The sequence below is a fragment of the Mycobacteroides sp. PCS013 genome (assembly GCF_049532645.1).
In the GTDB taxonomy this organism is placed as follows: domain Bacteria; phylum Actinomycetota; class Actinomycetes; order Mycobacteriales; family Mycobacteriaceae; genus Mycobacterium; species Mycobacterium gwanakae.
This window is the reverse complement of sequence record NZ_CP150131.1, coordinates 4,685,999-4,711,306: the sequence shown is the minus strand read 5'-3', so window position 1 is coordinate 4,711,306 and position 25,308 is coordinate 4,685,999. Positions and strand designations below refer to the sequence as shown.

The window sequence follows — 25,308 nt, the reverse complement described above, 5'->3', positions numbered from 1 at the left end:
ACGGATACTGCGATTCGGCGTCACGCCACCAAGAAGTCCGGCAGTGGCCGCGGGTCGTCGGCGGGCCCCACCTGTCCATCCCGCTCGACATAGGTCAGGGTCGGGCCATGGTGGACAAGCTGACCGATCGCATCGACGAGGCGCGTGATGTCACCTGCAGTAGTTCCCAGCCCGACACTTGCGCGTAGCGCTCCACCCGGAGCGCCCAATCTGGCTAGCAGCGGATGCGCGCAGAACCTACCGTCGCGCACTCCGACTCCATGTTCGGCCGACAGATACGCGGCGGCCACCGACGGCGTGTATCCGGCGACCGTGAAGGACACAATGCCCAGTACATCTCGGCCACCTTCCCAAATGCGAAGACTGTCAACACCTTCGATCGCCTCGAGCCCCTCCCGGAGTTGGGCGGTGAGCGCTTCTTCGAGCTGGCTTATCTCTCCCAGCGCGTCCAATGCCTCACATGCCGCCGCCACGGCGGCAACGCCGACCACATTGGGAGTGCCCGCCTCATGCCGCTGCGGTCCGACGAGCCACTCGGCCTCGTCGATACCGACATTGCGCACCGCGCCCCCTCCCGCCAGATAAGGTCGCGCGGCGTCGAGCCAGTCACTTTGTCCGACAAGGACTCCTGCACCAAATGGGGCGTACAGTTTGTGCCCGGAGAACGCGAGGTAGTCGATTCCGGTTGCCGCTAGGTCGATGCGACGATGCGGAACCAACTGCGCACCGTCAACGGCGATCCTCGCGCCGTGCCGGTGGGCAACGGCAGCGAGTTCAGCCAATGGCAGCACCTCACCGGTGACATTCGATGCGCCGGTAACGGCCAGCAGCGCGGCGGGCTGCCGGGAGAGTTCCTCATCCAGCGCGGCGACGGTGTCCGCGACGGTGGCCCGATGTGCTACCACTCGAGCGCCATACCGCTGCCAGGTCAACAGGTTTGCATGATGTTCGATATCAAGCACCACCACATTTGGGTGTCGCCGGCTTTCAGAATCCGCCCCACCTGGCACCGCCGAAGCGAGCAGATTGAGCGAGTCGGTGGTGTTGCGGGTAAAGATCACGTGCTGGCCGGGGGCCGCTCCCACAAAACGCCCCACCGTTTCCCGGGCGCCCTCGTACACCGCCGTGCACACGCGCGAGGCATATCCGGCGCCACGGTGCACGCTGGCGTAATACGGCAGCAACTCGTTGACGCGGTCCGCGACATCGCCGAGCGCGGGCGCGCTCGCCGCGTAGTCGAAATTGGCGTACCTGATCCAACCACCTTGAGCCAGAGGCACCTTGACATCTGCTCCAACGACACGCGCGGCCGGTCGCTCAGCCCCAGATTGTGCGGACACTGACATGTGACATCCCATCTCACCGGACCCGCCCGGCGAGTCCACGCTTGCCACGCCCGGTTGAGCGCGGCCAGGTCGTCACCTGGAGCACCCCACCGTGGAGGAGGGTTGCCGACCAGCTAGCCAGGGCTTGTCGCTGGTTCTCATGACCTGAGGGCAGTGTGCCTACCGGGCGCGGCCATCGTCAAGCGCATTGCGCAGGGTGATTTCAAATGCGCGCTGTCGCGTCGTTGATCCGGCCCGATTTTCCGATCCCCGCCCCGTAGGGCACACTGACTAGTGGAGGGGAGTATTCCTTCGCTGCGGTGTCGTCATCACATCGGCCATTGTCGGACCGGTCGGTGCCGCGGGCCGGTCACGTATCGGCGGAAGAGACCTCCGGCGTTTTGGCGACCGGAGGTTATTCAATGCAGGTATCCCAGCTCGAGTGGATCATCACGCTGGCCGTCACGGTCGCGATCTTGCTGGTCGATGTCGTGGTGATCGGCAGGCGCCCCCATGAGCCCTCCGTCCGCGAGACCGCTACTGCCCTGAGTATCTACATAGGGCTCGCGGTGGCATTCGGTCTGTGGGTGTGGTTCTTCCACGGCAGCCAGTTCGGGCTGGAGTTCTTCGCGGGCTGGCTCACCGAGTACAGCCTGTCGGTGGACAACCTGTTCATCTTCCTGATCATCATGGCCAGCTTCAAAGTTCCCCGTGTCTATCAGCAGGAGGCGCTGCTGATCGGCATCATTTTGGCGCTGATCTTCCGCGGCATCTTCATCGCGCTGGGCGCGGTGGCCATCGAGCAGTTCTCCTGGATCTTCTACCTTTTCGGCGCGTTCCTCGTGTACACCGCGATCAACCTGGCCCGGGACACCGAACACGACGACGACGCCGATAACGCCGTGGTGCAGTTCGCCCGCAAGCACCTGCGGACCACCGATAAGTGGGACGGTCTGCGACTGTGGGTGCGGGATAACAGTGCGAACGGCGCCAGACTCATGACGCCGATGTTCCTGGTGATCGTGGCCCTCGGTACCACCGACCTTCTCTTCGCCCTGGACTCGATCCCCGCGATCTACGGACTCACCAAGGAGCCGTATCTGGTGTTCACGGCCAACGTGTTCGCCCTCATGGGCCTGCGCCAGCTGTACTTCCTGCTTGGCGACATGCTCAAGCGTCTGGTGTACCTGTCGCAGGGACTGGCCTTCATCCTGTTCTTCATCGGCGTCAAACTGATCCTGCACGCGCTACACGAGAACGAACTGCCCTTCATCAACGGCGGCGAGCCGGTGCACGTACCCGAGATCCCCACGCTGGCAAGCCTTGCGGTGATCATCGTGACGCTGCTGATCACCACCGGCGCCAGCCTGTACAAGACCCGGCGCACCGCCAAAGAAGGCTAGTGCCCAGCGCCTGCACGGTGGACGGCGCGGTCCACCGTGGCAAACTTGGCGGCGACGGGCTCACCGTGCCCGCGGGCGCGCCTCCGCGCGGCGGCGAGCCCAGCCGCAGCCGGACCGATAGGCTCGCTGCCGTACCCCTCCAGGCCCATAGATCCGACGCGGAAATTAACGAGGAGCAGCGTGACCGGCCCCGACGAGTCACCCACTAACCGCGCGGGCGAAGAGGCTCCCCAGCCCGCCGTTCAGGAAGCCCCGGGCCATCCGGTGCCACCGCAGTACCTGCTCGGCAGGTCGGCCCCTCCGGCCCGGACCCTGATCGACATCCTCTACTCCACGGCCGCGGAGCACCCCGATGCGCCCGCCATCGATGACGGCACCATCCAGCTCACGTACTCAGAGCTGATCGTCGACGTCGAGGCAAGCGTCGAGTGGCTCGGGGCACGCGGAATCGGGCGCGGTGATCGCGTTGGTATCCGAATGCCCTCCGGCAGCTACTCGCTCTACGTCGCGATCCTGGCCACCCTGGCCGCGGGAGCCGCGTACGTTCCGGTGGACGCCGACGATCCGGACGAACGTGCCGCGCTAGTTTTCGGCGAGGCACAAGTGGCCGCGGTGATCACCCCCGACGGTCTCGTTCGTGGACCCGGATCCTCGAGGGGCTGGCGCGCCGCCAAACCCACACCACGCGACGACGCCTGGATCATCTTCACCTCAGGTTCCACCGGCACCCCGAAGGGCGTGGCGGTGACACATCGCAACGCGGCGGCCTTCGTCGACGCGGAAGCACAGATGTTCTTGCCGGACAATCCGATTGGTCCGGATGATCGGGTACTCGCTGGGCTCTCCGTGGCCTTCGACGCCTCCTGCGAGGAAATGTGGCTCGCCTGGCGCTACGGCGCCTGCCTGGTACCCGCGCCGCGTTCCCTGGTACGTAGCGGCATGGATCTGGGTCCGTGGCTGGTGTCCCGCGATGTCACCGTGGTGTCGACGGTGCCCACATTGGCCGCGTTGTGGCCGGCCGAAGCGCTGGAAGCAGTGCGGTTGCTGATTTTCGGCGGCGAAGCCTGCCCACCGGATCTGGCCGAACGACTGGCCACCGGCGAGGACGGTGCCGCACGCGAAGTGTGGAACACCTACGGCCCCACCGAGGCGACCGTGGTGGCCTGCGCTGCGCGGCTCGACGGAGTGAGCCCCGTCAGCATCGGGTTGCCCCTTCCGGGCTGGGATCTGGCCGTTGTGGATCCGCAGGGCAACCAAGTCGGCTACGGCGAGGTCGGTGAGCTCGTCATCGGCGGCGTCGGCCTGGCCAAATACCTCGATCCCGAAAAGGACGCCGAAAAGTACGCTCCGCTCCAGACCCTGGGGTGGTCACGGGCCTATCGCAGCGGTGATCTGGTGCGCTTGGAGCCCGACGGTCTGTATTTCCAGGGCCGTGCCGACGACCAGGTGAAGGTCGGCGGCCGCCGTATCGAACTCGGTGAGGTAGATGCGGCACTTGTCAATCTGCCCGGTGTGAGTGGTGGTGCGGCCGCGGTGCGCAAGACCGCCAGCGGCACCCCGCTGTTAGTCGGCTACATCGCCAGCGCCGATCCCAACTTCGATATCGCCGCGGCACGCGCCAGCCTGGCCGAATCGCTTCCCGCCGCACTGGTGCCGCGACTGGTCAAACTTGACGAGCTGCCCACGCGCACATCAGGAAAGGTCGATCGCAACGCACTGCCCTGGCCACCGCCGGGCGCGGATACCGACGACGATGCAACCGAATTGGGCGGCACCATGGGCTGGCTTGCCGGACTGTGGCGCGACATCCTGGCCGCCTCGGTCGACGGACCCGAAGCCGACTTCTTCGCTCTCGGCGGCGGATCGTTGTCCGCCGCACAACTGGTCGCGGCGTTGCGGCAACGCTATCCGCAGGTGACCGTCGCGAACCTGTACGACCAGCCGCGGCTCGGATCGCTGGCCACCTATCTGGATGAGCTCGCCCCTCCCGTCGAGGTCGAACCCCGGATCGTGAAACCGGTGCCCCGGCTCACCGAGCTGGCGCAGTTGGTGGCGACCATCCCACTGACCACCCTCACCGGCCTGCAATGGGCCACATGGCTGGCCCTGGCCAACAACGTGTTCGCAGCATTCAGCAATGTGCCCTGGCTGGTCACGGTCAACTGGTGGGTGCTGCTGGCAGCCTTCCTGCTCTTCATCACCCCTCTGGGCCGCATGAGTATCACCGTCATCGGGGCGCGACTGCTGCTCTCCGGGGTCAAGCCGGGGACGTACGAGCGCGGCGGAAGCGTGCACCTGCGGGTGTGGATCGCCGATCGCCTCGCCACCGCGAGCGGTGCCGAAAACCTCTCCGGCGCACCGTGGATGGTGTACTACGCCCGTGCGCTGGGCGCCCGGGTAGGCAATGGGGTCGACCTGCATTCGTCACCACCGGTGACGGGCTGGCTGGAACTCGGCGACCGCAGCTCCGTTGAACCCGAGGTCGACTTGTCCGGGCATTGGGTTGACGGCGACAAGTTCCATGTCGGCCCGATCGTCATCGGCGAGGACGCCACTGTTGGCGCCCGCACCACCCTGTTGCCGGGTGCGGTCATCGGTAAAAACGCCGATGTGGCACCGGCTTCCGGTGTCGTCGGAAGAGTCAAGAACGGTCAGTACTGGAAGGGCTCACCGGCCGTGAAGTCGGGCAAGGCCCGCCATCCCTGGCCTGATTACCGTCCGCCCCGCGCCGGGCAATGGGTCCCGATCTATGGGGTGACGTCGATTCTGTTGGGCGGACTGCCCCTGCTTGCGCTGGCCGCCGGGCTGGGTGTGGTGGCCTTCGGCATCAGGAATACGGCGACGATCTGCCAGGCCGTGGTGCCCGCGCTCATCTGGACGCCGGGGGCGGCGCTGGTCAGCGTCGTCGTGTACGCCGCCATCACCGTTGTGCTGGTGCGGCTGCTGTCGATCGGCGTGCACGAGGGTTATCACCCCGTCCGCAGCCGGCAGGGCTGGCAACTGTGGGCCACCGAGCGCCTCATGGATGCGGCCCGTAACTATTTGTTCCCCATCTATGCCAGCCAACTGACCCCATGGTGGCTGCGCATCCTGGGGGCGAAAATTGGCAAGGACACCGAGATTTCGACGGCCCTGCTGGTGCCGAAGTTCACCGAGGTCGACGACGGTGCGTTTCTGGCCGACGACACTATGGTCGCGTCGTACGAGTTGGGTGGCGGCTGGATCCACATCGCCAAGGCCAGAATCGGCAAGCGCGCATTCTTGGGGAACTCGGGGATCACCCAACCGGGACGCAAGGTACCCAATGACGCGCTGGTCGCCGTCCTGTCCGCCACTCCGCATAAGGCGAAGTCGGGCTCGTCGTGGATCGGTAGCCCACCAAAGCGGTTGCGACGAAAGGCCGATGGTGCGGACTCCGCGCTTACCTTCGAGCCACCGTTCCGCCTCAAGGTGATGCGGGGAATTGTGGAGACCTGCCGCATCATCCCGATCATCGTGACGTTCGGGATCGGTGTCGGGGTGCTGCTGAGCCTGCAGACAATCGCCATCCGGTTCAACTTCTGGGTTGCCGGTGCACTGAGCGGTGTGGTGCTGCTGGTCGCCGGTGCCGTGGCTGGTGTGGTGAGCGTCGTGGCCAAGTGGGTCGTGGTCGGGCGCACCAAGGCCGTGGAAAAGCCGCTCTGGTCCTCGTTCGTCTGGCTTAACGAGGTCGCCGATACCTTCGTGGAAACCGTTGCCGCCGTGTGGTTCGCACGTGCCGCGTCGGGGACGGTGATGCAGAACTGGTGGCTACGCGGCCTGGGCGCCAAGATCGGCCGCGGAGTGTGGTGCGAAACGTATTGGCTGCCCGAGGCCGATCTGGTGACCCTGGGCAAGGGAGCGACCGTGAACCGCGGCTGCGTGGTGCAGACGCATCTCTTCCACGACCGGATCATGCGGATGGACACCGTGACCCTCGCCGAGGGCGCCACTCTCGGCCCGCACTGCGTGGCGCTTCCCGCCGCCGAGCTGGGAGCCGGCGCCACCGTCGGTCCGGCATCGCTGGTCGTCCGCGGTGACGTCGTACCCCCGTCGACCAGGTGGCAGGGCAACCCCATTTCTCCATGGGGCAAACTGGATCCGATGGCACCGAAGAAGCCCAAGGGCGGCAAGGTTTCCCCCGGTAAGAATTCCGGGGCCGCATGACCAAACCAGGCAAGAAGGCGGCCAAGCGGCTACCCCCACGGCCTCCCGTCATCGATCCCTATCTGCCGCAAAACGGCAACTACGGATATCGGGTGTCACGCTACGAGCTGGAGCTGGAGTACAAGGTCGCCATCAACCGGCTGACCGGTACCGCGACGATCACGGCCGTCACCCTTGCCACCCTCAAGGAATTCACCCTTGACCTTGCCGATGCCCTCGGCGTCTCAAAGGTGACCGTGAACGGCAGGCGTCCAGAGCATTTCGGGCACCGCGCCGGAAAGGTCACCATCAAGCTGGTAACCGCCATCCCGGCGGGAGCTGCCATGACCATCGTCATCCGGTATGGCGGATCACCTCGGGCCATCAACAGCGTGTGGGGCGACGTCGGATTCGAGGAGCTGTCCAACGGGGTGCTGGTGGCCGGGCAGCCTAACGGCGCGGCATCCTGGTTCCCCTGTGACGACCACCCCAGCTCCAAGGCAAGCTATCGATTCGTCATCAGCAGTGACAGCCCATATTGTGTTGTCTCCAACGGGGAGTTGGTATCTCGTCGAGTCCGGGCCGCGCACACAACCTGGACATACGAGCAGCCCGAGCCGATGGCGCCGTATTTGGCGACACTACAGATCGGCGACTACCAGACGATCAAGCTCGCGAAGAACCCGATCTCGATGAATGCCGCGCTGCCCTCACGGCTGCGCGAACGGTTCGAGCATGACTTCGGCAGGCAGCCCCAGATGATGAAGCTGTTCATCAAACAGTTCGGCCCTTACCCATTCGCGGCCGGGTACACCGTGGTGGTCACCGACGATGATCTCGAGATCCCTCTTGAGGCGCAAGGTATTTCGGTGTTCGGGGCAAACCATTGTGACGGGGAGCGACACTCCGAGCGCCTGGTGGCACACGAGTTGGCGCATCAGTGGTTCGGCAACAGCGTCACCGCACGCCGCTGGCGCGACATCTGGCTCCACGAAGGGTTTGCCTGTTACGCCGAATGGCTCTGGTCTGAAGAGTCCGGGGGGCCGTCCGCCGATGCCCGCGCCCGCCACTATCACCAGAAACTGAAAGATCTCCCCCAAGATTTGATTCTGGCCGATCCCGGCCCACAGCTGATGTTCGATGATCGCGTGTACAAGCGTGGAGCGCTGACGTTGCACGCGTTGCGATTACGACTCGGTGACACTAAATTCTTCGCACTGCTGCAGGACTGGACCACCCGTTACCGGCACAGCACCGTCATCACCGACGACTTCACCGGCCTAGCGGCCGCCTACTCGGACGAGTCGCTCCGGCCATTGTGGACAGCGTGGCTGTACGAGAAGCAGCTCCCGCCCTTGGACCGGAAGTGACCGACGCCGGCCCCAGCACCCGCTCCAGCGTCGCACGGATCGGCGTGGCCACTGCTATCAGCGCTATCTGCGGGTACACCGTGCTGTACCTCGCCGCGCGCGAACTGGGCCCCTCCTTGTTTTCGGTGTTCGGAGTCTTCTGGGGCGCATTCGGTCTGGTGACTGGCGCCGCGAACGGGCTGCTGCAGGAGACCACTCGCGAAGTACGGCTATCGCTGGCGCAGCGCGAACGTTCTCCGCTGGACACCACCCTGCCGATCAGGATCGCCTTCGCCTTCGCCATCGCGTCCGCCGTAGGGGTCGTCGGCACCGCACCACTGTGGGCATCGCATGTGTTCACCGAGTTCCGTTGGCTCAGTGTGGCATTGCTTGCCGGCGGGCTCGCCGGCTTCTGCATGCACGCGACAACCCTGGGCGCGCTGGCGGGATCGAGCCGCTGGACTCAGTACGGCGTTCTCATGGTGACCGATGCAGGAATTCGTCTGGTGGTAGCGGTTGTCACGTTCGCGGCCACCCTCGGTCTCGTCGGCTATCTCTGGGCGACGGTGGCCGGATCGATGTCATGGTTACTACTCACCGCGATCTCCAAGCCGACCCGCGAGGCACTCAAGGTACCCGCACTCGTTGACACCATGGAATTCCTGCGCGGGGCCCGGCATTCGATCGCCGCAGCCGCCGCCAGTGCGGTGTTGGTGATGGGTTTCCCCGTGCTATTGCAGTCGACGGCAGGCGATCTGGGCCCCACCGGCGGGGTGGTGATCCTGGCCGTCACGCTGACCCGTGCACCGCTACTGGTGCCGCTGACTGCGCTGCAGGGCAACCTCATCGCCCACTTCGTCGATGCGCGGGACCGCCGCCTCACTGCACTCATCACACCGGCCGTCATCATCATCGGCGTCGGCGCGGTGGGCATTGCACTCGCGGCGTCCGTCGGCCCGTGGCTACTACGGACGGTGTTCGATCCGGCGTATCAGGCGGGCGGCCCGCTCCTGGGCTGGCTCACCGCCGGTGCGGTGATGATCGCACTGTTGACGTTGACCGGGGCGGCCACCGTGGCACATGCCCGACACCTCGCGTACTCAGCGGGATGGGTTGGCGCGACAGTGGTCTCGGCGCTGCTGTTGCTGTTGCCGCTCGCTTTGGAGGAACGAACGGTCATCGCGTTGATCGGCGGACCCGTCGTCGGGATCGTGGTGCATCTGGCCGCGCTCGCATTCTGGCGGGACCCAGAAACCACCGATGAGATCATCGACTGAACGACCTCTGAACGAGCGCGTCAGATCCCCGCGGCGTGCTCCAGCTCTACCAGCGCGGCCTCGAGGCCGTCGGCCATCTCGTCGATGTCCGCGGCTACCTCCGGTGTGGTGACGAATCCGAAATCCAGATGCTCCAGATAGGAGAAGCAGGTGATGTTGAGGGCCACGTCCATGACGGGCGGGCCCAGCGGAATCAACGACTCGAGCTTGGCACCGGCCATGTACAGCGGGAACGATGGACCAGGAACGTTGGAGAGCACCAGGTTGATGGGCGCCAGATTCCGGGATAGCCCGCTGGCGGTGTAGGCCCGCGCCGCCAGCTGCAGCAGCCCGGGCGGCGTCGTGTCCGTCAATCCCATGATCTGGTGGGCCGACATCGCCCGCGCCATTTCCTTGGCGCCCTGGGTCCCCTCGTAGATGGCCCTGATCCGCTCGGCCGGGTCATCGATATCGGTCGCCAGGGTCACGGTCATCGAACTGACTTGATTACCCACCACCCCATCGGTCTCCTCGGTGCGCACCGACACCGGAATCTGCACGATCAATGGCTTATCCGGCAGCTCGTCACGCTTGAGCAGGTAGTCGCGGACCGCGCCGGCAACGATCGCCAGCACCACGTCGTTGACCTTGACCCCGAACGCATCCTTGAGCGCCTTGACCCGCGCCAATTCGAGGCGCGCCCCGGAGACCCGGCGATGCGGTGACACCGGCGCATTGAATCGGGTGTGCGGCGCCTCGAAGTATCCGGGAGATTTGCGTTCCATACCGAAAACCGCGAGCTGCTGGCGGACCGTCTGCTGAACCAGCCGGACCACCCGGTAGGGCGTCTTGACACCCACGTTGACCAGGGCGCTCAGCAAGATGCGCTCACGACTGGGCAGGCCCAGCCCCACCAACGATCCCACGGTGTCGTCCGGCGCCGGGCGCGGCTCCGGGGCGATGTCGAGCAGAATCTCGCCCAAACCCGCGCCCGAGACGCCATCCACGATGGCGTGATGCATCTTGGTCAGCGTGGCAACGCGCCCGCCCTCAACTCCCTCGATGACCCAGAGCTCCCACAGTGGCCGCGACCGGTCGAGCTTGTAGGACATCAGCCTGCCGACCAGTTCTTCGAGTTCCTTGCGGCCGCCGGGGGCGGGGACGCCGATGCGGCGGATGTGGAAATCAGGGTCGAGTTCCTCGTCCTCCACGAACCACGGCCGGTCCAAACCCAGCGGGACATCGGTGACCCGCCATCGCAACTGCGGCATCGACGGCAGCCGCTCCACGATGAGACCGCGCACCCGTTCAAAGCTGTAATCGGGGGCATCGCTGGGGTCGAAGATCGACAGTCCCCCAATGTGCATATGCCAACCCGACGTTTCGGCGTGCCAGAACGCCGCATCTACCCCAGACAGCCGCTGCATGGCCGAAACATTAGTGCCGCCGACCTTCCCTTCTGCCGGAATGGCCGGACTCGTCGGGGCCGGGCAGAGCCGACGTTCACCGGTGGGTTACCGGTGCTACCTTGATCCCAGTGAGCAACACCGGTAACAGCGACGTCTGGCTGGTCATCCCCGCCTACAACGAGGGACCAGTCATCGCCGACGTCATCGCCGCGGCGCTCGGCACCTTCCCCAACATCGTCTGCGTGGACGACGGCAGCGCCGACCGTACCGCCGCACTCGCGCACGGCGCGGGCGCACACGTGGTCCGCCACCCCGTCAATCTCGGGCAGGGCGCGGCGATACAGACCGGGGTCGAATACGCGCGTGCACAGCCCGGGGCTCAGATCTTTGTGACCTTCGACGCCGACGGCCAGCATCAGGTCAAGGACGTGGTGGCCATGGTGGACAGGCTGCGATTGGAACCCCTCGACATCATCGTCGGCACCCGCTTCGGTGCCGGATCGGCACCGGGCCACGTACCCCTCATCAAACGCATCGTGCTGAAAACCGTTGTGCTGCTGAGCCCGCGCACCCGCCGCCTCAACCTGACCGACGCTCACAACGGACTGCGCGTCTTCAACCGGACCGTCGCCAACGGACTCAACATCACCATGAACGGCATGGGCCACGCCAGCGAGTTCATCGCGATGATCGCCGAAAATCATTGGCGGGTGGCCGAACAGCCGGTCGATATTCTGTACACCGAGTATTCGATGGCCAAGGGCCAATCGCTGATCAACGGGGTCAACATCATGTTCGACACCGCGTTCCGCCGGAGGTTGCCGTGATCACCTGGATTCAGCCGCTACTGATCGTCGCGGTCCTGCTGTTGCTGGTGTATCTCTTGCGTTCGCGCAGCACCGCGCAGGCCAAGGCCTGGGTGAAGCTCGGATTCGTGGTCTTCGTGGTCGCGGGCATCTACGCCATCCTGCGGCCCAATGACACCACCACGCTGGCGCATTGGCTCGGCTTGGGCCGCGGCACCGACCTGATGCTCTACGCGCTGATCATCGCGTTCGCGTTCACGACACTCAGCACCTACCTGCGTTTCAAGGATTTGGAGCTGCGCTATTCGCGGCTCGCGCGCGCCGTCGCGTTACGCGGCGCCGAGCCTCCGGAAGAACTCGACAGTCCTTCCGATTCCGTCCGCTAGCGCCACCTTCGGCTCCCATCCCAGCACGCTCTTGGCCAGGCGGACGTCCAGGCAAGACTGACGCAGATCACCCAGCCGGGGCGGATGAAACTCCGGATCGTCCGGTGCACCGGCGGCCGCGGCCACCAGCGAATGCAGCTGCCGGTCACTGGTTTCGACTCCGGTACCGACATTGAACCGCTGTCCCCCGCCGTCTGGACCGGAGGCGCGCACGAAGGCGTCCACCACGTCGTCGACGAATACGTAGTCCCTGGTGTTTCCGCCGTCCCCGAACACCTTGGTGACGCGACCCGACAGCAGCGCCTGCGCGAAAATGGCGACGACACCCGCCTCGCCATGCGGATCCTGGCGCGGCCCATACACATTGGCCGGAGCGATATGTGAGCACTCCAGCCCGTACAGATGCCGGAAGGTGTTGAGGTAGATCTCTCCGGCCACCTTGCCCGCGGCATATGGCGAATGCGGATCGGTGGGGACGGATTCGCCGGTGGGGATCTGCTCGGGAGTGCCGTAGATCGAGCCGCCCGATGAGGTGTGCACGATCTTGCGCACGCCTGCCTTGCGGGCGGCGTCGGCCAGCCGCACCGTACCGACCACATTGACGGAGGAGTCGAACTGCGGATCGGCGACCGAGTGGCGCACATCGATCTGCGCGGCCAGGTGGAAGATCACCTCGGGCGAGAACTCGGCCACAACGGCATCCAGATCTGCCTCGACGATGTCGTCCTTGACGAAGGTGAAGGCGGAATGCGCCTCGGCGGCCTCCAGATTCGACACCTTGCCGGTGGCGAGGTTATCCAGGCCCGTTACCTCGTGCCCGTCCGCCAACAGCCGGTCGACCAGCGTCGATCCGATAAATCCTGCGGCTCCGGTAACCATTGCCCGCACGTGGCGACTCCCTCTTTATTCACATAGCTCGCGGCATTCGGCCCCACCCTACCGACCGTGCCTGATGTTCTTCCCGCAAGCGTTCATCGCTAGTCTCGGGCCCTGATGCCTTTCGCCAGAACCAACCGCGTTGCCGTTGCCGCAGCGGCTCTCATCGTGGTGCACCTCGTGGTGCGCAGCGTGCTGGCGTTCGGCGGAGATTTCTATTGGGATGACCTGATCCTGGTCGGCCGCGCCGGTACACAGGGCCTGTTCTCCCCGTCGTACCTGTTCGATGACCACGATGGACACGTCATGCCCGCAGCGTTCTTGCTGGCTGGCATCCTCACCAAGCTCGCACCGTTGAATTGGTTCTGGCCCGCGCTGAGCCTGGTGATCCTGCAGGCATTGGCGTCCCTGTCGCTGCTGCGGACGCTGCGCGTGATCCTGAGCTGGCGGCCCGTGCTACTTGTTCCACTCACGTTCGCACTGTTCACGCCGCTGGCAGTTCCAGGTTTCACCTGGTGGTCGGCCGCGCTGAATTCCCTGCCCATGCTGACCGCGATGTGCTGGTTCGTCGCCGACGCGGTGCTGCTGGATCGCACCGGAAACCGTCGGTACGCCGTGACGGCGATGTGTGCGTTCCTCGGGGGGCTTCTGTTCTTCGAGAAGTCGGTGGTCATTCCCTTCGTCGCGTTCGCGGTGGTGATGCTGCTGGCGTACCTGCGCGGCGACGGGTGGTCGGCGCTGGAGCGGACATGGCGCCGGGGTGCGGTGCTGTGGGTTCCGGCAGCGGCCCTTACCGCGGCATGGATCGCGCTTTACCTGGTGGTGGTGGACCAGAAGCGTTGGAGCACCGATCTGTCGATGACGTGGTCGCTGCTCCAACGCTCATTCACGCACGGGGTGCTTCCCGGATTGGTGGGTGGTCCGTGGCATTGGGATCGTTGGGTGCCCAGCTCCCCGTGGGCCGAGCCCTCGTCATTCGTGATCTGGCTGGGGGCATTGGCGCTCGCCGCGACCGTGGCGCTGACCTGTTTCCGCAAGCAGCGACTTGGGCTGGTCTGGCTGACCTTGCTGGGGTATCTGGCGGCCAGTGAGGTGCCGATTTATCTCATGCGTTCGTCGGCATTCACGGCGCTGCTGCTCGCGCAGACCTTGCGGTATCTGCCGGATCTGGTGGTCGTCGCGACGCTGCTGGCGGCGGTGGGTCTCACCGCCTCGAACCGGCCGGGCAGTACGAGCCTGGACAGTTCCGCTCGACGCACCGCCGTGGTCGCGCTGACGCTGGCGTTGTTCGTGGGGAGCAGCCTGGTATCCACGGCCAACTACTTACGCAGCTGGCGCAACAATCCCGCCTCGCCGTACATCGCCACTGTGAAGGAGTCCCTGGCGGCGGTCGCGGACGGGCCGGCGGTGCTGGACCAGGAAGTTGATCCGCTGGTGCTGCAGAATGTGGTGCGACCGGAGAACCTGTTGAGTCACATGTTCGCCCTGGTGCGCCCCCGACCAGAGATCGGTTCCACCACAACGCAGTTACGGATGCTCGATCGCTATGGCCACCTACTCGACGCCCAGGTGACGTGGGTGCGGGCCCTCACCGAAGGCCCGGTTCCCGGATGCGGGTACCTGGTGCAGTCCACGCAGACCATGCCGCTGACGGGGCCGCTGCTCCCCGCAGATTGGATCGTCGAATTGAACTACCTGGCCAATACCGAGGGTGCCGTGTGGGCATCGTTCACCAACGGGCCCAGAATCAAGGTTCCCGTTCGGCCGGGACTCAATCGGGTGTTCATCAGACTCCCAGGTTCGGGTAATTCACTTACCCTGCAACCGATTACCCAGTCATTGTCACTGTGCGTAGCCGTCGGGCCGGTAGGGGCGCTCGCTCCCCGGTAGATTGGGCGCCATGCTCGGAGAACTGGCTTTGACCTGGACCGGACGACTCTCTGCACCCGTCCTGGAAAAGCTGCTCGATCTGCCCGAACCCCAGTTCACTCAGATACAGACGCGCCGCGACATCCCGGTGAGGATGCCCGACGGCGTCAAGCTCGCTACCGACCACTTCCGCCCGCCGGGGCAGGACCCCCTGCCTGCCGTCATCTTCCGCACCCCGTACGACAAGCAGGGCATCATCAGCCAACTCTGGGCAACGTTATTGGCCCGTCAAGGGTTTCAGGTGATAGTGCAAGACACCCGGGGCCAATTCGCATCCGAAGGCAAATTCGACGCGTTTCGCCAGGAACGGGCGGATGGCCTTGCAACCGCCGCCTGGGTCCGTGAACAGCCGTGGTGCGACGGCACACTCGCTACCGCCGGACCGTCATACCTCGGGCACACGCAATGGGCGGTGGCGCCGTACATCGAGCCACCCTTGGCCGCCATGTGCCCGGCAATCACCACCAGCAACTTCACCGAGCTCTTCTATCCGGGCGGGTCGTTCAACCTGCACAATCTGCTGACGTGGTCCGCGGCGGTCGGTTCACCGGAGATCCCGCAGGCGGTCCGCCTGCTGCGGGCGAACGCGCACGGCAAGCGGGTGCGCCGAGCGATGGATCACCTACCTCTCGCCGACGCCGACAATGTCGCGATCGGAAAGCCAGAACCCTTCTGGCGCACGGTGACCGATCACAACGACGACGACTATTGGGACGAGATCAACCACACCGCCCAGCTCGCGACGCTGGGCACACCCGTGAGCATGGTGACCGGCTGGTGGGATCTGCTTCTAGTAGGTCAGCTCCGCGATTACGAGGAGCTACAGAAGGCCGACTGCCCCCGGCGTATCACCATCGGCTCGTGGGACCATGCGAAGTCGATCAAGACGGCGATAGCCGACAGCTTTTCTTGGCTGGCAGCACATCTACACGGCGACGCCTCATCAACGCATCGTGCACCGGTACGGGTCTACCTACAGAAGGCCGGTCAATGGCTGGATTTCGATCATTGGCCGCCGAAGAGTTCGACGCCCACACCGTTGTATCTGCAGGCCGATCACGGGCTTGATTGGCAAGCACCACAAGGTGATAGCGCCGTCGACACCTTCACATACGATCCAAAGAACCCGACCCCGGTGGTGGGCGGGCCGCTGCTTGACGCCAGGGTGTCCGGGCAGCGCGACAACGCGTCCATCGAAAGTCGCTCCGATGTGCTGGTCTTCACCACCTCGCCTCTGACAAAAGACCTTGATCTGGTCGGCCCGGTTTCGGCATCGGTGTACGCGACAACCGACAGTGGTCAGGGCGATTTGTTCGTCAGGCTCTGCGACGTTGACCGGAAGGGAGTTTCCCGCAACGTAACTGACGGAATCGTCAAACTAGACGGTGCCGCGCAGTCACCGGTCCAGGTGACCATGCATCCCACCGGTTATCGTTTCGCGCGGGGACATCGGCTGCGGGTCCAGGTCAGTGGGGGTGCGTTTCCGAACCACGCCCGCAACACCGGGTCCGGTGAACCGTTGGCGACCGCCAGCCGCATTGTTCCGATCCACTTCGAGATCCGCCATGACGAGAAACATCCCTCGGCCGTGACATTGCCGGTGCTACACGCTTCATGATCGCGAAACGCGTTTGCGCTCTTGCTTTTACCGGAATCTTCCTCACCGCATGCGGGGGCGGCCAGCCATCGGAGAGCCGCCCGACCCTGATCCACGTCGGCCCTACAGGCGGAGGGGCGGAAACCAAGGTGGTCACAGCGGAAGAAGGCAAGCCCGGGGCTCTTGGACAGCAGGTGCGCGACGGCGACCTCGCGTTTGTGGTCACCCGGGTGGGTGATGCCGGGACCGTTGGCGATGTGGCGAATCCTGCCCTGCAGGCGACCGCCGTCGGCACCTTTGTCGTGGTCCACGTCGAAGTCCTGAACCTCGGACAGACCACGCACTCGTTCCTCGGCGATGAACAAAAGCTCAAGGACGCCACGGGCAAGGAGTACACGCCGGATAGCATGGCAAACATCTTGGCGCGCAACGCCGAACAGCTGGAGCCCGGCGCAGAACTGGGACCCGGCGCGCAGAAGCGGTCAGTGCTCGTCTACGACGTACCGGCTGGCACGGTACCCAAGGAGATCGACCTGCACACCGACTACCGATCCAAGGGCGCCAAAGTTCTGCTGGGCTAACCGGTGGGCGGGAACAGCGTGTAGGCGAGCTGTGAGGCGATCGTCTTCGGATCGGCATCATGCGAATCAGCCAGTGCCCCAGTGGACCACAGTGAGACAAACCCGTGCACCAAGGACCACGCGGCGCGAGCCGCGGTGACCTTGTCGGCCGAGGTCTGCTGTGGCGTCAACGTCTCGATTCCTGCATTCAGTGCCGCCCCGGCACGCTCACGCGCCGCCGTCAATTGCGCGTCGGTGGCATCCAGGAGCGCGGGTTCGAACATCACCGAGTAGTGGCCCGGATGACTCAGGGCGAAGTCCACGTAGGCCAGCGCCGCGGCATGGAAGTCCGGGTGCGCGCCGTCTAGCGCCTCGGCCAGTTTGGTGAATCCGTCGGCGGCCAACGCGGTGAACAGTCCGCGACGATCGCCGAAATGATGGGCGGGTGCGGCGTGGGAGACACCCGCCTCGCGAGCTAGTTCCCGTAGTGACAGCTCGGTGGCGCCGCGTCGGGCCACCATGCCGGCCGCGCTGGCCAGGATCGCCGCCCGCAGACCGCCATGGTGATACGACATCGCCTCAGCATAGCGCGAATCTTGACAGTGACAAGTTTGGGGGTATCGTCTATCTAGTCAATGTCAAGATTGGAGATCTGTCATGGCACCGCTCATTGCCCTCCTCGCCGGGACGCTCCTGGCTCGTTTAGTCGGTACGCAGGGGTTGGCACCCGTCAGTTCGTGGCCGGCCGCCGTGGCGGTCGGCCTCGCCGCGATGTTCACGCTGACCGGGATCGCGCATTTCGTCCCGAAAATGCGTGCCGCGATGATCGCGATAGTTCCGCCACGGATTCCGGCACCCGGGTTCCTGGTGGCGCTCACCGGAGTCCTCGAGTTACTCGGCGCGATCGGTGTCCTGATTCCCTCGACGAGGGCGGTGGCAGCCGGGTGCTTGGGAGTGCTGCTGGTGGTGATGTTTCCGGCCAATGTGTATGCCGCCAGTCAGCGGTCAAATCCGCTGTCCACTCCCCTTGGTTGGCGCACCGCCGAACAGCTGTTGTTTCTCGCGGCGACCGCGCTCGTCGTATGGGGCTAGACGAGGTGCCAGACCAAGACTGCGGCCAGCACTCCCATCCCATTGAGCGACCAATGCAACGCGATCGGCGCCAATAGGCTGCCACTACGACGCCGCAGCCAGGTGAAGACAAATCCGGCAAGGGCGGTGGCCACCACCGCGCCGGCCACGCCAGCGATCTGTGCCCAAAGGCCCACCCCGAGCAACTTGGTCAGGCCGACATTGCCGGTGGTCAATCCCAAGGACGTGGCGATGTGCCAGAAGCCGAACAACAGCGACCCGACGGCCGCGACTCCGCGAAAGCCCCAGGCTCGAGCCATCGTGCCGTGCAGAACCCCCCGGAAAGCGAGCTCCTCGGGAATCACGGTCTGCAGCGGGATCAGGACGAAGGAGGCGAGCAACGCACCCGAGACGGTCGTGGCGTAACTGCTGTTGAGGAACATCGGCCGGGTGACCGGCAGCAAGAGACCGATGCCGATCACCGCGCCGACGATGACAACCGCGACGGCTGCGTATTTGGCGCCCGAACGCCAGTGGTCCCGGCCCAACCCCAGCTCAGCCCACGAATGGCCGCGGTAGCGGATCAGTGCCAGCAGCCCGATCGCGGCGACCGGCACCACCACGAAATTGGCCCATGGTGTGGTGAAGTGCGCGATCAGATTCGTGGCCACGAGAACGGCGACCACGACGGCGATATCGATATACGTGCGCACGTCCCGCAATCCGTGCAGGGGCGCAACAGCGGCCGAGGTCTGAGTAGGCATCCGGTTCAGAGTACCGGCGGTGACGTTGGCCCAGTTCAGAGTGTGATCCAGTCGTGACTACCGTCCGGGGGTCAGCACACGAGCGACTGTGGCAGTCCCCACAACCCGGCCATGGCCGGAACACGATCCGGCTCACGTAAGTTCTGGAATCGTGCTCACCCTGTTGCTGGCGTTCGCAGGATTCGCCTGCCTGGACGCCCTCAACGTGCTCAACATCGGTGTCGCCACCACCATCGTCTATGTGACCCGGCTGGAACGCCGATCAGCATTTCCCGGCGGCCTCAGCTTTGTCACCGGCCTATTCGTAGCGCTGTTCACCTTTGGACTGGCGACCGTGCTCGGCGTGCGCTCGTTGACCGATGTCGCCGGCGGCTCGGACATCACCCCGTCTACCCGATACTGGGCGCAACTGATCATCGGCATTCTGTTGATCGCCGTTGCGGCGCTGACCTGGTTCACCGAACCGGTGACGCCACCATGGATTCGTACTGTTGCGCGACGCCATCCATGGCTTCTCGCGCTTGTGGGTCTCGCATTGGGCTACGCGGAGGCACCCACCTCTGTTCCGTATCTGAGCGCGCTGGCGATGCTCGCCTCACGTCACCCGCTGCCGTCGATGTGGCCGCTGCTGTTGGTCGGCTATGGCTTGGTCGCGATTCTTCCCAGTCTGCTGATTCTCGTACTGTCGACGCGACGGTCCCCTCGCGCGCGGCGGGTGCAGCGAGGTCTGGTGCGAACGGTGACGCGATACGGCCCCACCGCGATTCGGGTCATATTCCTGGGACTCGGGGGCGTTCTGATTGTCGGCGCGCTGCTGCATCACAGTGCTCTGGGGCTCCGCTGAGCAGCGGCAGGACTCATACGTAAATCGGCTGACCATTCGCTGTGCTCAACCCCACGATGAGCACAGCGATTGACCAGCCGAGCACGATCGACCTTGATTAGCCGAACGAACACCCCGGACATTACTGTCAGTAAATAGCCCTTGTCAATGACTTACCCTTCCGATAAGTTTCATACCGCTCAGACACCCGTAGACCTACGATGAGCAGCACAGTGTGTGCGTGTATCGTTGGGCTGCGAAGTGAAAGTATGTGAGGGGGTGCTGTGCCAGACTTTTCGCAGCGCTTGAGCCATTTGTTTGCCACTGTGCATCCGGCCGGGCGCGGACCTTATTCCCTCAACGAGGTGGTCACCGCGCTGGGCGAGCGCGGCGTCGAGGTCTCCTCGCCCTATCTGTCGCTCCTGCGCAAGGGCGAACGATCGAACCCGGCGCCGGAGATCGTCGCGGCACTAGCCGAGTTCTTCCAGGTGAGCCCCGCCTACTTCTATGACGCCGACTACGCCGCGTCGGTGAATCGCGATTTGGATTGGCTTGTACAGCTGCGTGACTCGAAGGTTCGTGAGATCGCGCAGCGCAGCTATGCGCTCTCCGAGAACAGTCGGCAGGCGATCGCCGACATGGTCGATCACTTACGCAAGGTCGAGGGCATACCCGACAAGGAAGCCGGCGCCTCCAAGTCTTCCTGACGTTCCCGGTAAGCGTCCGCGATCTCGAGCACCCAAGGCCCTTCACTCACTCCTTCGGGCGGACGCAGCCATTCGTAACTGAATCCTGGAACTGCTTCACCTACAAGCCAATTCACAACATCCCGACTCCGCTCTGAGCCACTCTTTGGCAGGGGCGAGTCGGCTACTAGCGGCACCCGTCGACTCTGCGCCAATAGCGTGAGTCCATCCTGGACATGCGTCGTCCATTCGAACACCAAGTCCGACGATCGAATTCGCGATTCCACGGGCGGGAACAGCCCCGGAAACATACCGGCGAGTGCGTCACGGAGCGGGCCTAGCCGCCTCAATTCTCGCCGTGCCTGAACACGCAGCATGATGGGAGGCCACAGAAACCCCGCGACGATCAAACCCGCTGCGATACACCCCGGCCAGGTCTGCAGCCACCGTCCGACCGCGCCGCCGATGAAGCCCTCGCCCCGGCTCAGCGGGCTCCACATCCCGCCACAGATGCTCGCGACTACCTGGAACGCCGATGCAGCCGCTAGCAAGCCCAGACCTACGCCGACGGGAGTTCTATCGGCGTTGCGAGAGCCCACCCATGCGAGCTGAAGAGCCACTAACACCATGTACCCACTGCTCACCACAATTGCGACGAGCGCACCGCGATCAGTCCCGGCGTACATGGCATTTGCGGTCGCCAGCACATCATCAGCCCTCGGGACCACCTCGCTGTAACTCATAGCGATGAAGACGACGGTAAGTGCAATCGCCGCGCCTGCCATAGTGATCCATAGCCCACGGCGAATGCGCTCGGGCGACGCATCACCGCTGATACCAACGACGAAAATTTGCAAACACGCCGCGATCGTGATGGCTGGCCAACCCGCCACGCTGACAGCACGTGCGGCCTCTGGCAATGCGGCCCAGACCCAGTCGGTATACACCACGAACCAGATCCACACCGACACCCCAAAGACAGTTACCGCGACAGCCGGGACTGATGTCGGGTAGCGCACAACCCGCCATATTCGGTACAGCAGCCCCGGCAGAAAGCAGACGAGCATGGCGACGCGCACAATCTGCATCAGGTCCCACGTGGACTGGGTGATCATCCTCTCACCCGCAGACGCTCACGTCGCGCGGTTACCGATAGCATCTGCCTCGCCTGATAAGCGTCGGCGATGGAGAGCACCCAAGCCTGATCGCTCATGCCCGTTGGCGCAAGCAGCCATTCTTGACTAAGTCCCGAAACTGATTGACCAGAAACCCAATTCGCTACTCCCGAAGCACGATCTATATGATCCGCAGGGATCGGCACACCAGTTCGAACAGGTATCCCGCGCCTCTGAGACAGCAGAGTCAGGCCGTCTTGTACATGCGCCATCCACTCGAATATTAAGTCTGACAAACGTATTTGAGACTCTGTCGGCGGAAACAGTCCCGGAAACATACCGACGAATGCATCGTGGAGCGGCGTTAGTCTCCGCTCATCTCTTCGTGCTTGAATGCGTAAAACCACCGGAGGCCAGACAAAACCAGCGACCATCAGGATCGCAGAAATGCAGCCGGGCCAGGTCTGAAGCCACAACCCATACGCACTCCCCATAAACCCACCGCCCCGCACCAGGGGAAGCCAGATCCCTCCACAAGTACTTGCAACAACCTGGACTACGGAGGCGGTCGCCATCAATCCAAGACCCACGCCGACCGGCGTGCGATCGGTGTGCCGAAACCCGACCCATGCCAGCTGCACAACCACGAAGATCACATACACATTGCTTATCACCGTTGCCGCGATTGCCGCAGAATCGCCCTCAGTCAAGACGATTTTGGCTGCTGCGTATACATCGTCCGTGCTACCGACCACTCGGCTGTGGCTCGCCAACACCGTGACCACGATCAATGCAAGGACCGCCACCACCGAGGTGTTTTGCAACCCGCGGCGGATCCGTGCCGAAGAAGCATCGCGTGCAACACCCACGACGAAGACTTGCATACAAGCAGCGATCGTAATGGCTGGCCACCCAGTCATGCTGATAACGCGCACACTCGGTGGCAGTAGTGACCACACCGAGTTGTCGAACATGAGGAGCCATATCCACGCCCACACACCGAAAGCCAGTGCTGCATAAGCCGGGAGTGATGTGGGGTACCGCGCAACTCTCCAGATTCGGTACAGCAGGATTGGCAGGAAGCAAGCCAAAACCACGAGCCTGATATCCGATAGGCTTTCCCAGGCAGTCGAATCGGTACTCATGTCTTCACCGGTAGACGCTCACGTCCGACTTGCTGAACCCCGGAGGTCTCCATACAGTTGCGGTAAGCGTCGGCGATCGCGAGCACCCAAGCCTGGTCGCTCATACCCATGGGTGGACGCAGCCATTGGCAGCTGAATCCCGAAACTGATTGGCCAGAAACCCAATTCGCCACCCCCAGAACACGACCTATCTGATCTGCGGGAGGCGCCAAACCGGTTTCTACAGGTACCTCACGGCGCTGAGACAAGATGGTGAGACCGTCCTGTACGTGCGCTACCCATTCAAATACTAAGTCCGACAACCTTATTTGAGATTCTGCTGGCGGGGACAACCCTGGAAACATACCGACGAGAGCATCATGGAGCGGACGTAGCCGCCGCAGTTCTCGCCGTGCCTGAACACGCAGCATCACGGGCGGCCAGGCGAATCCCACGACCATAAGCACCGCACCCGCGCATCCGGGCAGAATCTGAAGCGCGGGAACATATCGACCACCGATTCCCATACCTCCCCCAACCAGGGGCCGCCAGACTCCGGTGAGTGCGATTGCGGTCAGCTGTAATACCGCTGCCATCGCCAGTAGTCCCAATCCCACTCCAACTGGGGTGCGGTCGGCGTGGCGGAATCCGACCCACGCGAGCTGAAGAAGCACCACTGCCAGGAACCCACTACTCACTACTTGGGCAATGGCAGCACCACGATCTCCCCCGTCGAGGAGAGCATTGGTAAGCGCAAGCATGTCGGCAGAAGAAACCAGCACACGGCTCTGACTCACCGCCACCGCAACCACGATGAGGACCAAACCGGTGACGGCAAAGGTGGCGCGCAGCCCACGACGAATCCAGACTTGCGAAACGTCACCGTTGATCCCAATCACGAAGATCTGCAGACAGCCGGCCATCCAGACCGGCGCCCAACCGCCCATGCTCACCGCGTGCACGTAGGGAGGCATCGCCGTCCACACCGGCTCGGTGAATATCAACATCCAGAACCACACGCATACCCCGAAGACTGTGGCAGCGATGGCGGGAATCGACGTGGGGTACCGGACCAATCGCCAGATCCGATACAGCACTACCGGCAGAAACACGATCAGTACCGCGACGCGCACAGCCTGCAGGGAGTCCCATACCGAGCGAGTCATTACCCCAGCGCGTCGTCGACGTATGGGCTCCAGCTCGGGCGGTCTCGTCGGCCGGCCCGCAAGCGGCGCACCAACAATGCCGCAAACCGCTCAGCAGCTAGCTCATCCTGCGGCCAACGGTCGTCACTATGGGTCAATTCATCGGCGCCACAACTGCGTTGCAGCATGCGGGCAACCAGCTCAGGCGGCACCGCACGGACGTGCTCAGCGGCGAACTCGGCAACCGGAAGCCCGCGATGACCCAACACCATGTGGCCCAATTCATGGGCGATCGTACGGTCGCGGCCCACGACTCCTTGCCCCACCTGCACCAGGTCCCGGTCGGGGAACGAGATCCACTGGCCAAAAACGCCCGCCGCGAGTGGTGCATCCTCGATATCCACCACTCTGCCGTTCGCGTGCGCCCAGCTATGTGTGACGTCAACTACCGAGCCTTGCCGCCCGGCGGCCGTGGCCAGCACCTGGTCCACCGCAGCAACGACCAAGCCGTGACGGCCTGCACCGCGTCCCGCGAACCACATGAGCAATGATGCTAGCGGCCTTGCGTTGCGCCCACAGCAGAAGTACCCGGCAGCGAAGTGATCTACGTCAAGTACCGGAGAAAGGCGAGGAGCGCAGCATTCACAGATTCAGGGGCATCCAACGTAACTACGTGACCGGCATCGGGAATGACCACCCCGGCGACGCCTTCTGCGATTGCCCACTGCGGCATTGATGTCGCGATGTTTCCGGTGCGGTCCATTTCGCCACGCATCAGCAGCAGTGGCAACTGTGTGCGGTAATCGCTATCGGGCTCAACGAACTCGGTGGTCGCGCGCCATATCCTGAGAAACTCGGCCTTCGATATCGCCGCAAACGCCCGGCGCAGGTAGGCACGCGCGGGCTCGGTAACCGCCGAGGCATCCGCCATGACACCCGGCAAGGATCGTGCCGGTATGAGCCGCAGCAGCGGAGCAGCGAGCCGCAAAGATGACCTTTCGATCCAGGACAATGGGCCGGTGTTCCAGGTCGAGTCGAGGACACCCAGCGCTCGATAGCCATTCGGCGCCTGCCTGACAAGACGCTGCGCGATGTTGCCGCCCAAAGAAAGTCCGATGAGCACCGGCCAGCTCAGGCCCAGGTGAGCGATCAACGCTTCCACGTCTGATACCAGCACGTCCGCTGTGATGGCGGCGGTATTAGGTCTCGAGGCTCCGTGTCCGCGCAAGTCGAAGAGCACAACGCGAAATCCGGCGGCCCGGAGGACATCGCGCTGGGATTCGAACATGGCATGGTCTGCGCCCGCCCCATGGATGAACACGACCGGAATCCCCGAACCAGCAGTATCGGAGTATCTGAGCACACAACCATCGCGACGAAGACTTCCGTCTAATTCCATATGGGCCCGAACCACGTACTCCGCATGGAGCTGCCCGGGGGAATCGAACCCCCGACCTATTCATTACGAGTGAATTGCTCTACCGACTGAGCTAGGGCAGCACGCCAGGCGAACCCAGCGA

At 64.0% G+C, this 25,308-nt stretch carries 22 protein-coding genes, 1 tRNA gene and 1 riboswitch; of the genes, 12 read left to right on the top strand and 11 right to left on the bottom strand.

Annotated features, from left to right (window positions below; genetic code table 11):
• Positions 1-20 precede the first annotated feature (20 nt).
• Positions 21-1,346: an aminotransferase class V-fold PLP-dependent enzyme gene (locus RHO23_RS23440; protein ID WP_064407691.1), complete on the bottom strand. Its 1,326-nt coding sequence runs from the start codon at positions 1,344-1,346 to the stop codon at positions 21-23.
• Between the two features lie 32 nt (positions 1,347-1,378).
• Positions 1,379-1,491: riboswitch (SAM riboswitch) on the bottom strand.
• A gap of 256 nt (positions 1,492-1,747) precedes the next feature.
• Here RHO23_RS23440 and RHO23_RS23435 point away from each other — a divergent pair.
• From RHO23_RS23435 to RHO23_RS23420, 4 genes are all read left to right on the top strand, one after another.
• Positions 1,748-2,728: a TerC family protein gene (locus RHO23_RS23435; RefSeq protein WP_064407690.1), complete on the top strand. Its 981-nt coding sequence runs from the start codon at positions 1,748-1,750 to the stop codon at positions 2,726-2,728.
• Between the two features lie 180 nt (positions 2,729-2,908).
• A complete protein-coding gene (locus RHO23_RS23430) occupies positions 2,909-6,913 on the top strand; it encodes a Pls/PosA family non-ribosomal peptide synthetase (RefSeq protein WP_064407689.1) in 4,005 nt (1,334 codons plus the stop codon).
• The gene (locus RHO23_RS23425) at positions 6,910-8,262 is read left to right on the top strand and encodes a M1 family metallopeptidase (RefSeq protein ID WP_064407688.1); all 1,353 of its coding nucleotides are present in this window, start codon (positions 6,910-6,912) and stop codon (positions 8,260-8,262) included. The genes RHO23_RS23430 and RHO23_RS23425 overlap by 4 nt, the downstream gene beginning before the upstream one ends.
• Positions 8,259-9,518, top strand: coding sequence for a hypothetical protein (locus RHO23_RS23420; protein WP_030095850.1), 1,260 nt, complete (start codon positions 8,259-8,261; stop codon positions 9,516-9,518). The genes RHO23_RS23425 and RHO23_RS23420 overlap by 4 nt, the downstream gene beginning before the upstream one ends.
• Positions 9,519-9,538: 20 nt before the next feature.
• Here the strand turns inward: RHO23_RS23420 and RHO23_RS23415 are convergent, their stop codons facing one another.
• Positions 9,539-10,924 carry a WS/DGAT/MGAT family O-acyltransferase gene (locus RHO23_RS23415; RefSeq protein ID WP_030095851.1) on the bottom strand — a complete coding sequence of 462 codons (1,386 nt, stop codon included), beginning with the start codon at positions 10,922-10,924 and terminating at the stop codon, positions 9,539-9,541.
• 110 nt (positions 10,925-11,034) lie between these two features.
• Between RHO23_RS23415 and RHO23_RS23410 the strand changes: the two genes are divergently transcribed.
• Both RHO23_RS23410 and RHO23_RS23405 read left to right on the top strand, forming a co-directional pair.
• Positions 11,035-11,733, top strand: a complete 699-nt coding sequence (locus tag RHO23_RS23410) for a glycosyltransferase family 2 protein (protein WP_030095852.1) — start codon at positions 11,035-11,037, stop codon at positions 11,731-11,733.
• The gene (locus tag RHO23_RS23405) at positions 11,730-12,098 is read left to right on the top strand and encodes a DUF2304 domain-containing protein (protein ID WP_078354521.1); all 369 of its coding nucleotides are present in this window, start codon (positions 11,730-11,732) and stop codon (positions 12,096-12,098) included. Before RHO23_RS23410 ends, RHO23_RS23405 begins: the two co-directional genes overlap by 4 nt.
• On the opposite strand, the gene RHO23_RS23400 is transcribed toward RHO23_RS23405, so the two are convergent.
• Positions 12,042-12,986, bottom strand: a complete 945-nt coding sequence (locus RHO23_RS23400) for an NAD-dependent epimerase/dehydratase family protein (RefSeq protein WP_057968751.1) — start codon at positions 12,984-12,986, stop codon at positions 12,042-12,044. The genes RHO23_RS23405 and RHO23_RS23400 overlap by 57 nt on opposite strands.
• Before the next feature lie 105 nt (positions 12,987-13,091).
• Between RHO23_RS23400 and RHO23_RS23395 the strand changes: the two genes are divergently transcribed.
• Genes RHO23_RS23395 through RHO23_RS23385 form a run of 3 tightly spaced genes read left to right on the top strand, consistent with a single transcriptional unit; the run spans position 13,092 to position 17,081 of the window.
• Positions 13,092-14,864, top strand: coding sequence for a hypothetical protein (locus RHO23_RS23395; protein WP_057968752.1), 1,773 nt, complete (start codon positions 13,092-13,094; stop codon positions 14,862-14,864).
• 10 nt (positions 14,865-14,874) lie between these two features.
• Positions 14,875-16,521, top strand: a complete 1,647-nt coding sequence (locus tag RHO23_RS23390; protein WP_057968753.1) for a CocE/NonD family hydrolase — start codon at positions 14,875-14,877, stop codon at positions 16,519-16,521.
• Complete coding sequence (locus RHO23_RS23385) at positions 16,518-17,081, top strand: DUF4352 domain-containing protein (RefSeq protein ID WP_423488412.1); 564 nt, start codon at positions 16,518-16,520, stop codon at positions 17,079-17,081. The genes RHO23_RS23390 and RHO23_RS23385 overlap by 4 nt, the downstream gene beginning before the upstream one ends.
• Here RHO23_RS23385 and RHO23_RS23380 read toward each other — a convergent pair.
• On the bottom strand, positions 17,078-17,635 hold the full coding sequence (locus tag RHO23_RS23380) for a TetR/AcrR family transcriptional regulator (protein WP_064407686.1): 558 nt from the start codon (positions 17,633-17,635) through the stop codon (positions 17,078-17,080). The two genes, RHO23_RS23385 and RHO23_RS23380, sit on opposite strands and share 4 nt — an antisense overlap.
• Before the next feature lie 82 nt (positions 17,636-17,717).
• On the opposite strand from RHO23_RS23380, the gene RHO23_RS23375 reads away from it, so the two are divergent.
• Positions 17,718-18,152: a DoxX family protein gene (locus RHO23_RS23375; RefSeq protein ID WP_030095859.1), complete on the top strand. Its 435-nt coding sequence runs from the start codon at positions 17,718-17,720 to the stop codon at positions 18,150-18,152.
• Here RHO23_RS23375 and RHO23_RS23370 read toward each other — a convergent pair.
• Positions 18,149-18,844 (bottom strand): CPBP family intramembrane glutamic endopeptidase, encoded by a 696-nt coding sequence (locus RHO23_RS23370; RefSeq protein ID WP_030095860.1) that lies wholly within the window; start codon positions 18,842-18,844, stop codon positions 18,149-18,151. The genes RHO23_RS23375 and RHO23_RS23370 overlap by 4 nt on opposite strands.
• 202 nt (positions 18,845-19,046) lie before the next feature.
• Between RHO23_RS23370 and RHO23_RS23365 the strand changes: the two genes are divergently transcribed.
• Positions 19,047-19,739 (top strand): GAP family protein, encoded by a 693-nt coding sequence (locus tag RHO23_RS23365; protein WP_030095861.1) that lies wholly within the window; start codon positions 19,047-19,049, stop codon positions 19,737-19,739.
• A gap of 263 nt (positions 19,740-20,002) precedes the next feature.
• Positions 20,003-20,425 carry a helix-turn-helix transcriptional regulator gene (locus RHO23_RS23360; RefSeq protein ID WP_030095862.1) on the top strand — a complete coding sequence of 141 codons (423 nt, stop codon included), beginning with the start codon at positions 20,003-20,005 and terminating at the stop codon, positions 20,423-20,425.
• Here the strand turns inward: RHO23_RS23360 and RHO23_RS23355 are convergent.
• The 6 genes from RHO23_RS23355 to RHO23_RS23330 form a co-directional block, all read right to left on the bottom strand.
• Positions 20,365-21,519 (bottom strand): hypothetical protein, encoded by a 1,155-nt coding sequence (locus RHO23_RS23355; RefSeq protein WP_057970098.1) that lies wholly within the window; start codon positions 21,517-21,519, stop codon positions 20,365-20,367. The genes RHO23_RS23360 and RHO23_RS23355 overlap by 61 nt on opposite strands.
• Positions 21,516-22,403: a hypothetical protein gene (locus tag RHO23_RS23350; RefSeq protein ID WP_227457811.1), complete on the bottom strand. Its 888-nt coding sequence runs from the start codon at positions 22,401-22,403 to the stop codon at positions 21,516-21,518. The genes RHO23_RS23355 and RHO23_RS23350 overlap by 4 nt, the downstream gene beginning before the upstream one ends.
• A gap of 257 nt (positions 22,404-22,660) precedes the next feature.
• A complete protein-coding gene (locus RHO23_RS23345; RefSeq protein WP_064407683.1) occupies positions 22,661-23,809 on the bottom strand; it encodes a hypothetical protein in 1,149 nt (382 codons plus the stop codon).
• Positions 23,809-24,330: a hypothetical protein gene (locus RHO23_RS23340; protein WP_064407682.1), complete on the bottom strand. Its 522-nt coding sequence runs from the start codon at positions 24,328-24,330 to the stop codon at positions 23,809-23,811. Before RHO23_RS23340 ends, RHO23_RS23345 begins: the two co-directional genes overlap by 1 nt.
• 62 nt (positions 24,331-24,392) lie before the next feature.
• Positions 24,393-25,109, bottom strand: a complete 717-nt coding sequence (locus RHO23_RS23335) for an alpha/beta fold hydrolase (RefSeq protein ID WP_236951674.1) — start codon at positions 25,107-25,109, stop codon at positions 24,393-24,395.
• 103 nt (positions 25,110-25,212) lie between these two features.
• A tRNA-Thr gene (locus tag RHO23_RS23330) sits at positions 25,213-25,288 on the bottom strand.
• Positions 25,289-25,308: the final 20 nt, after the last annotated feature.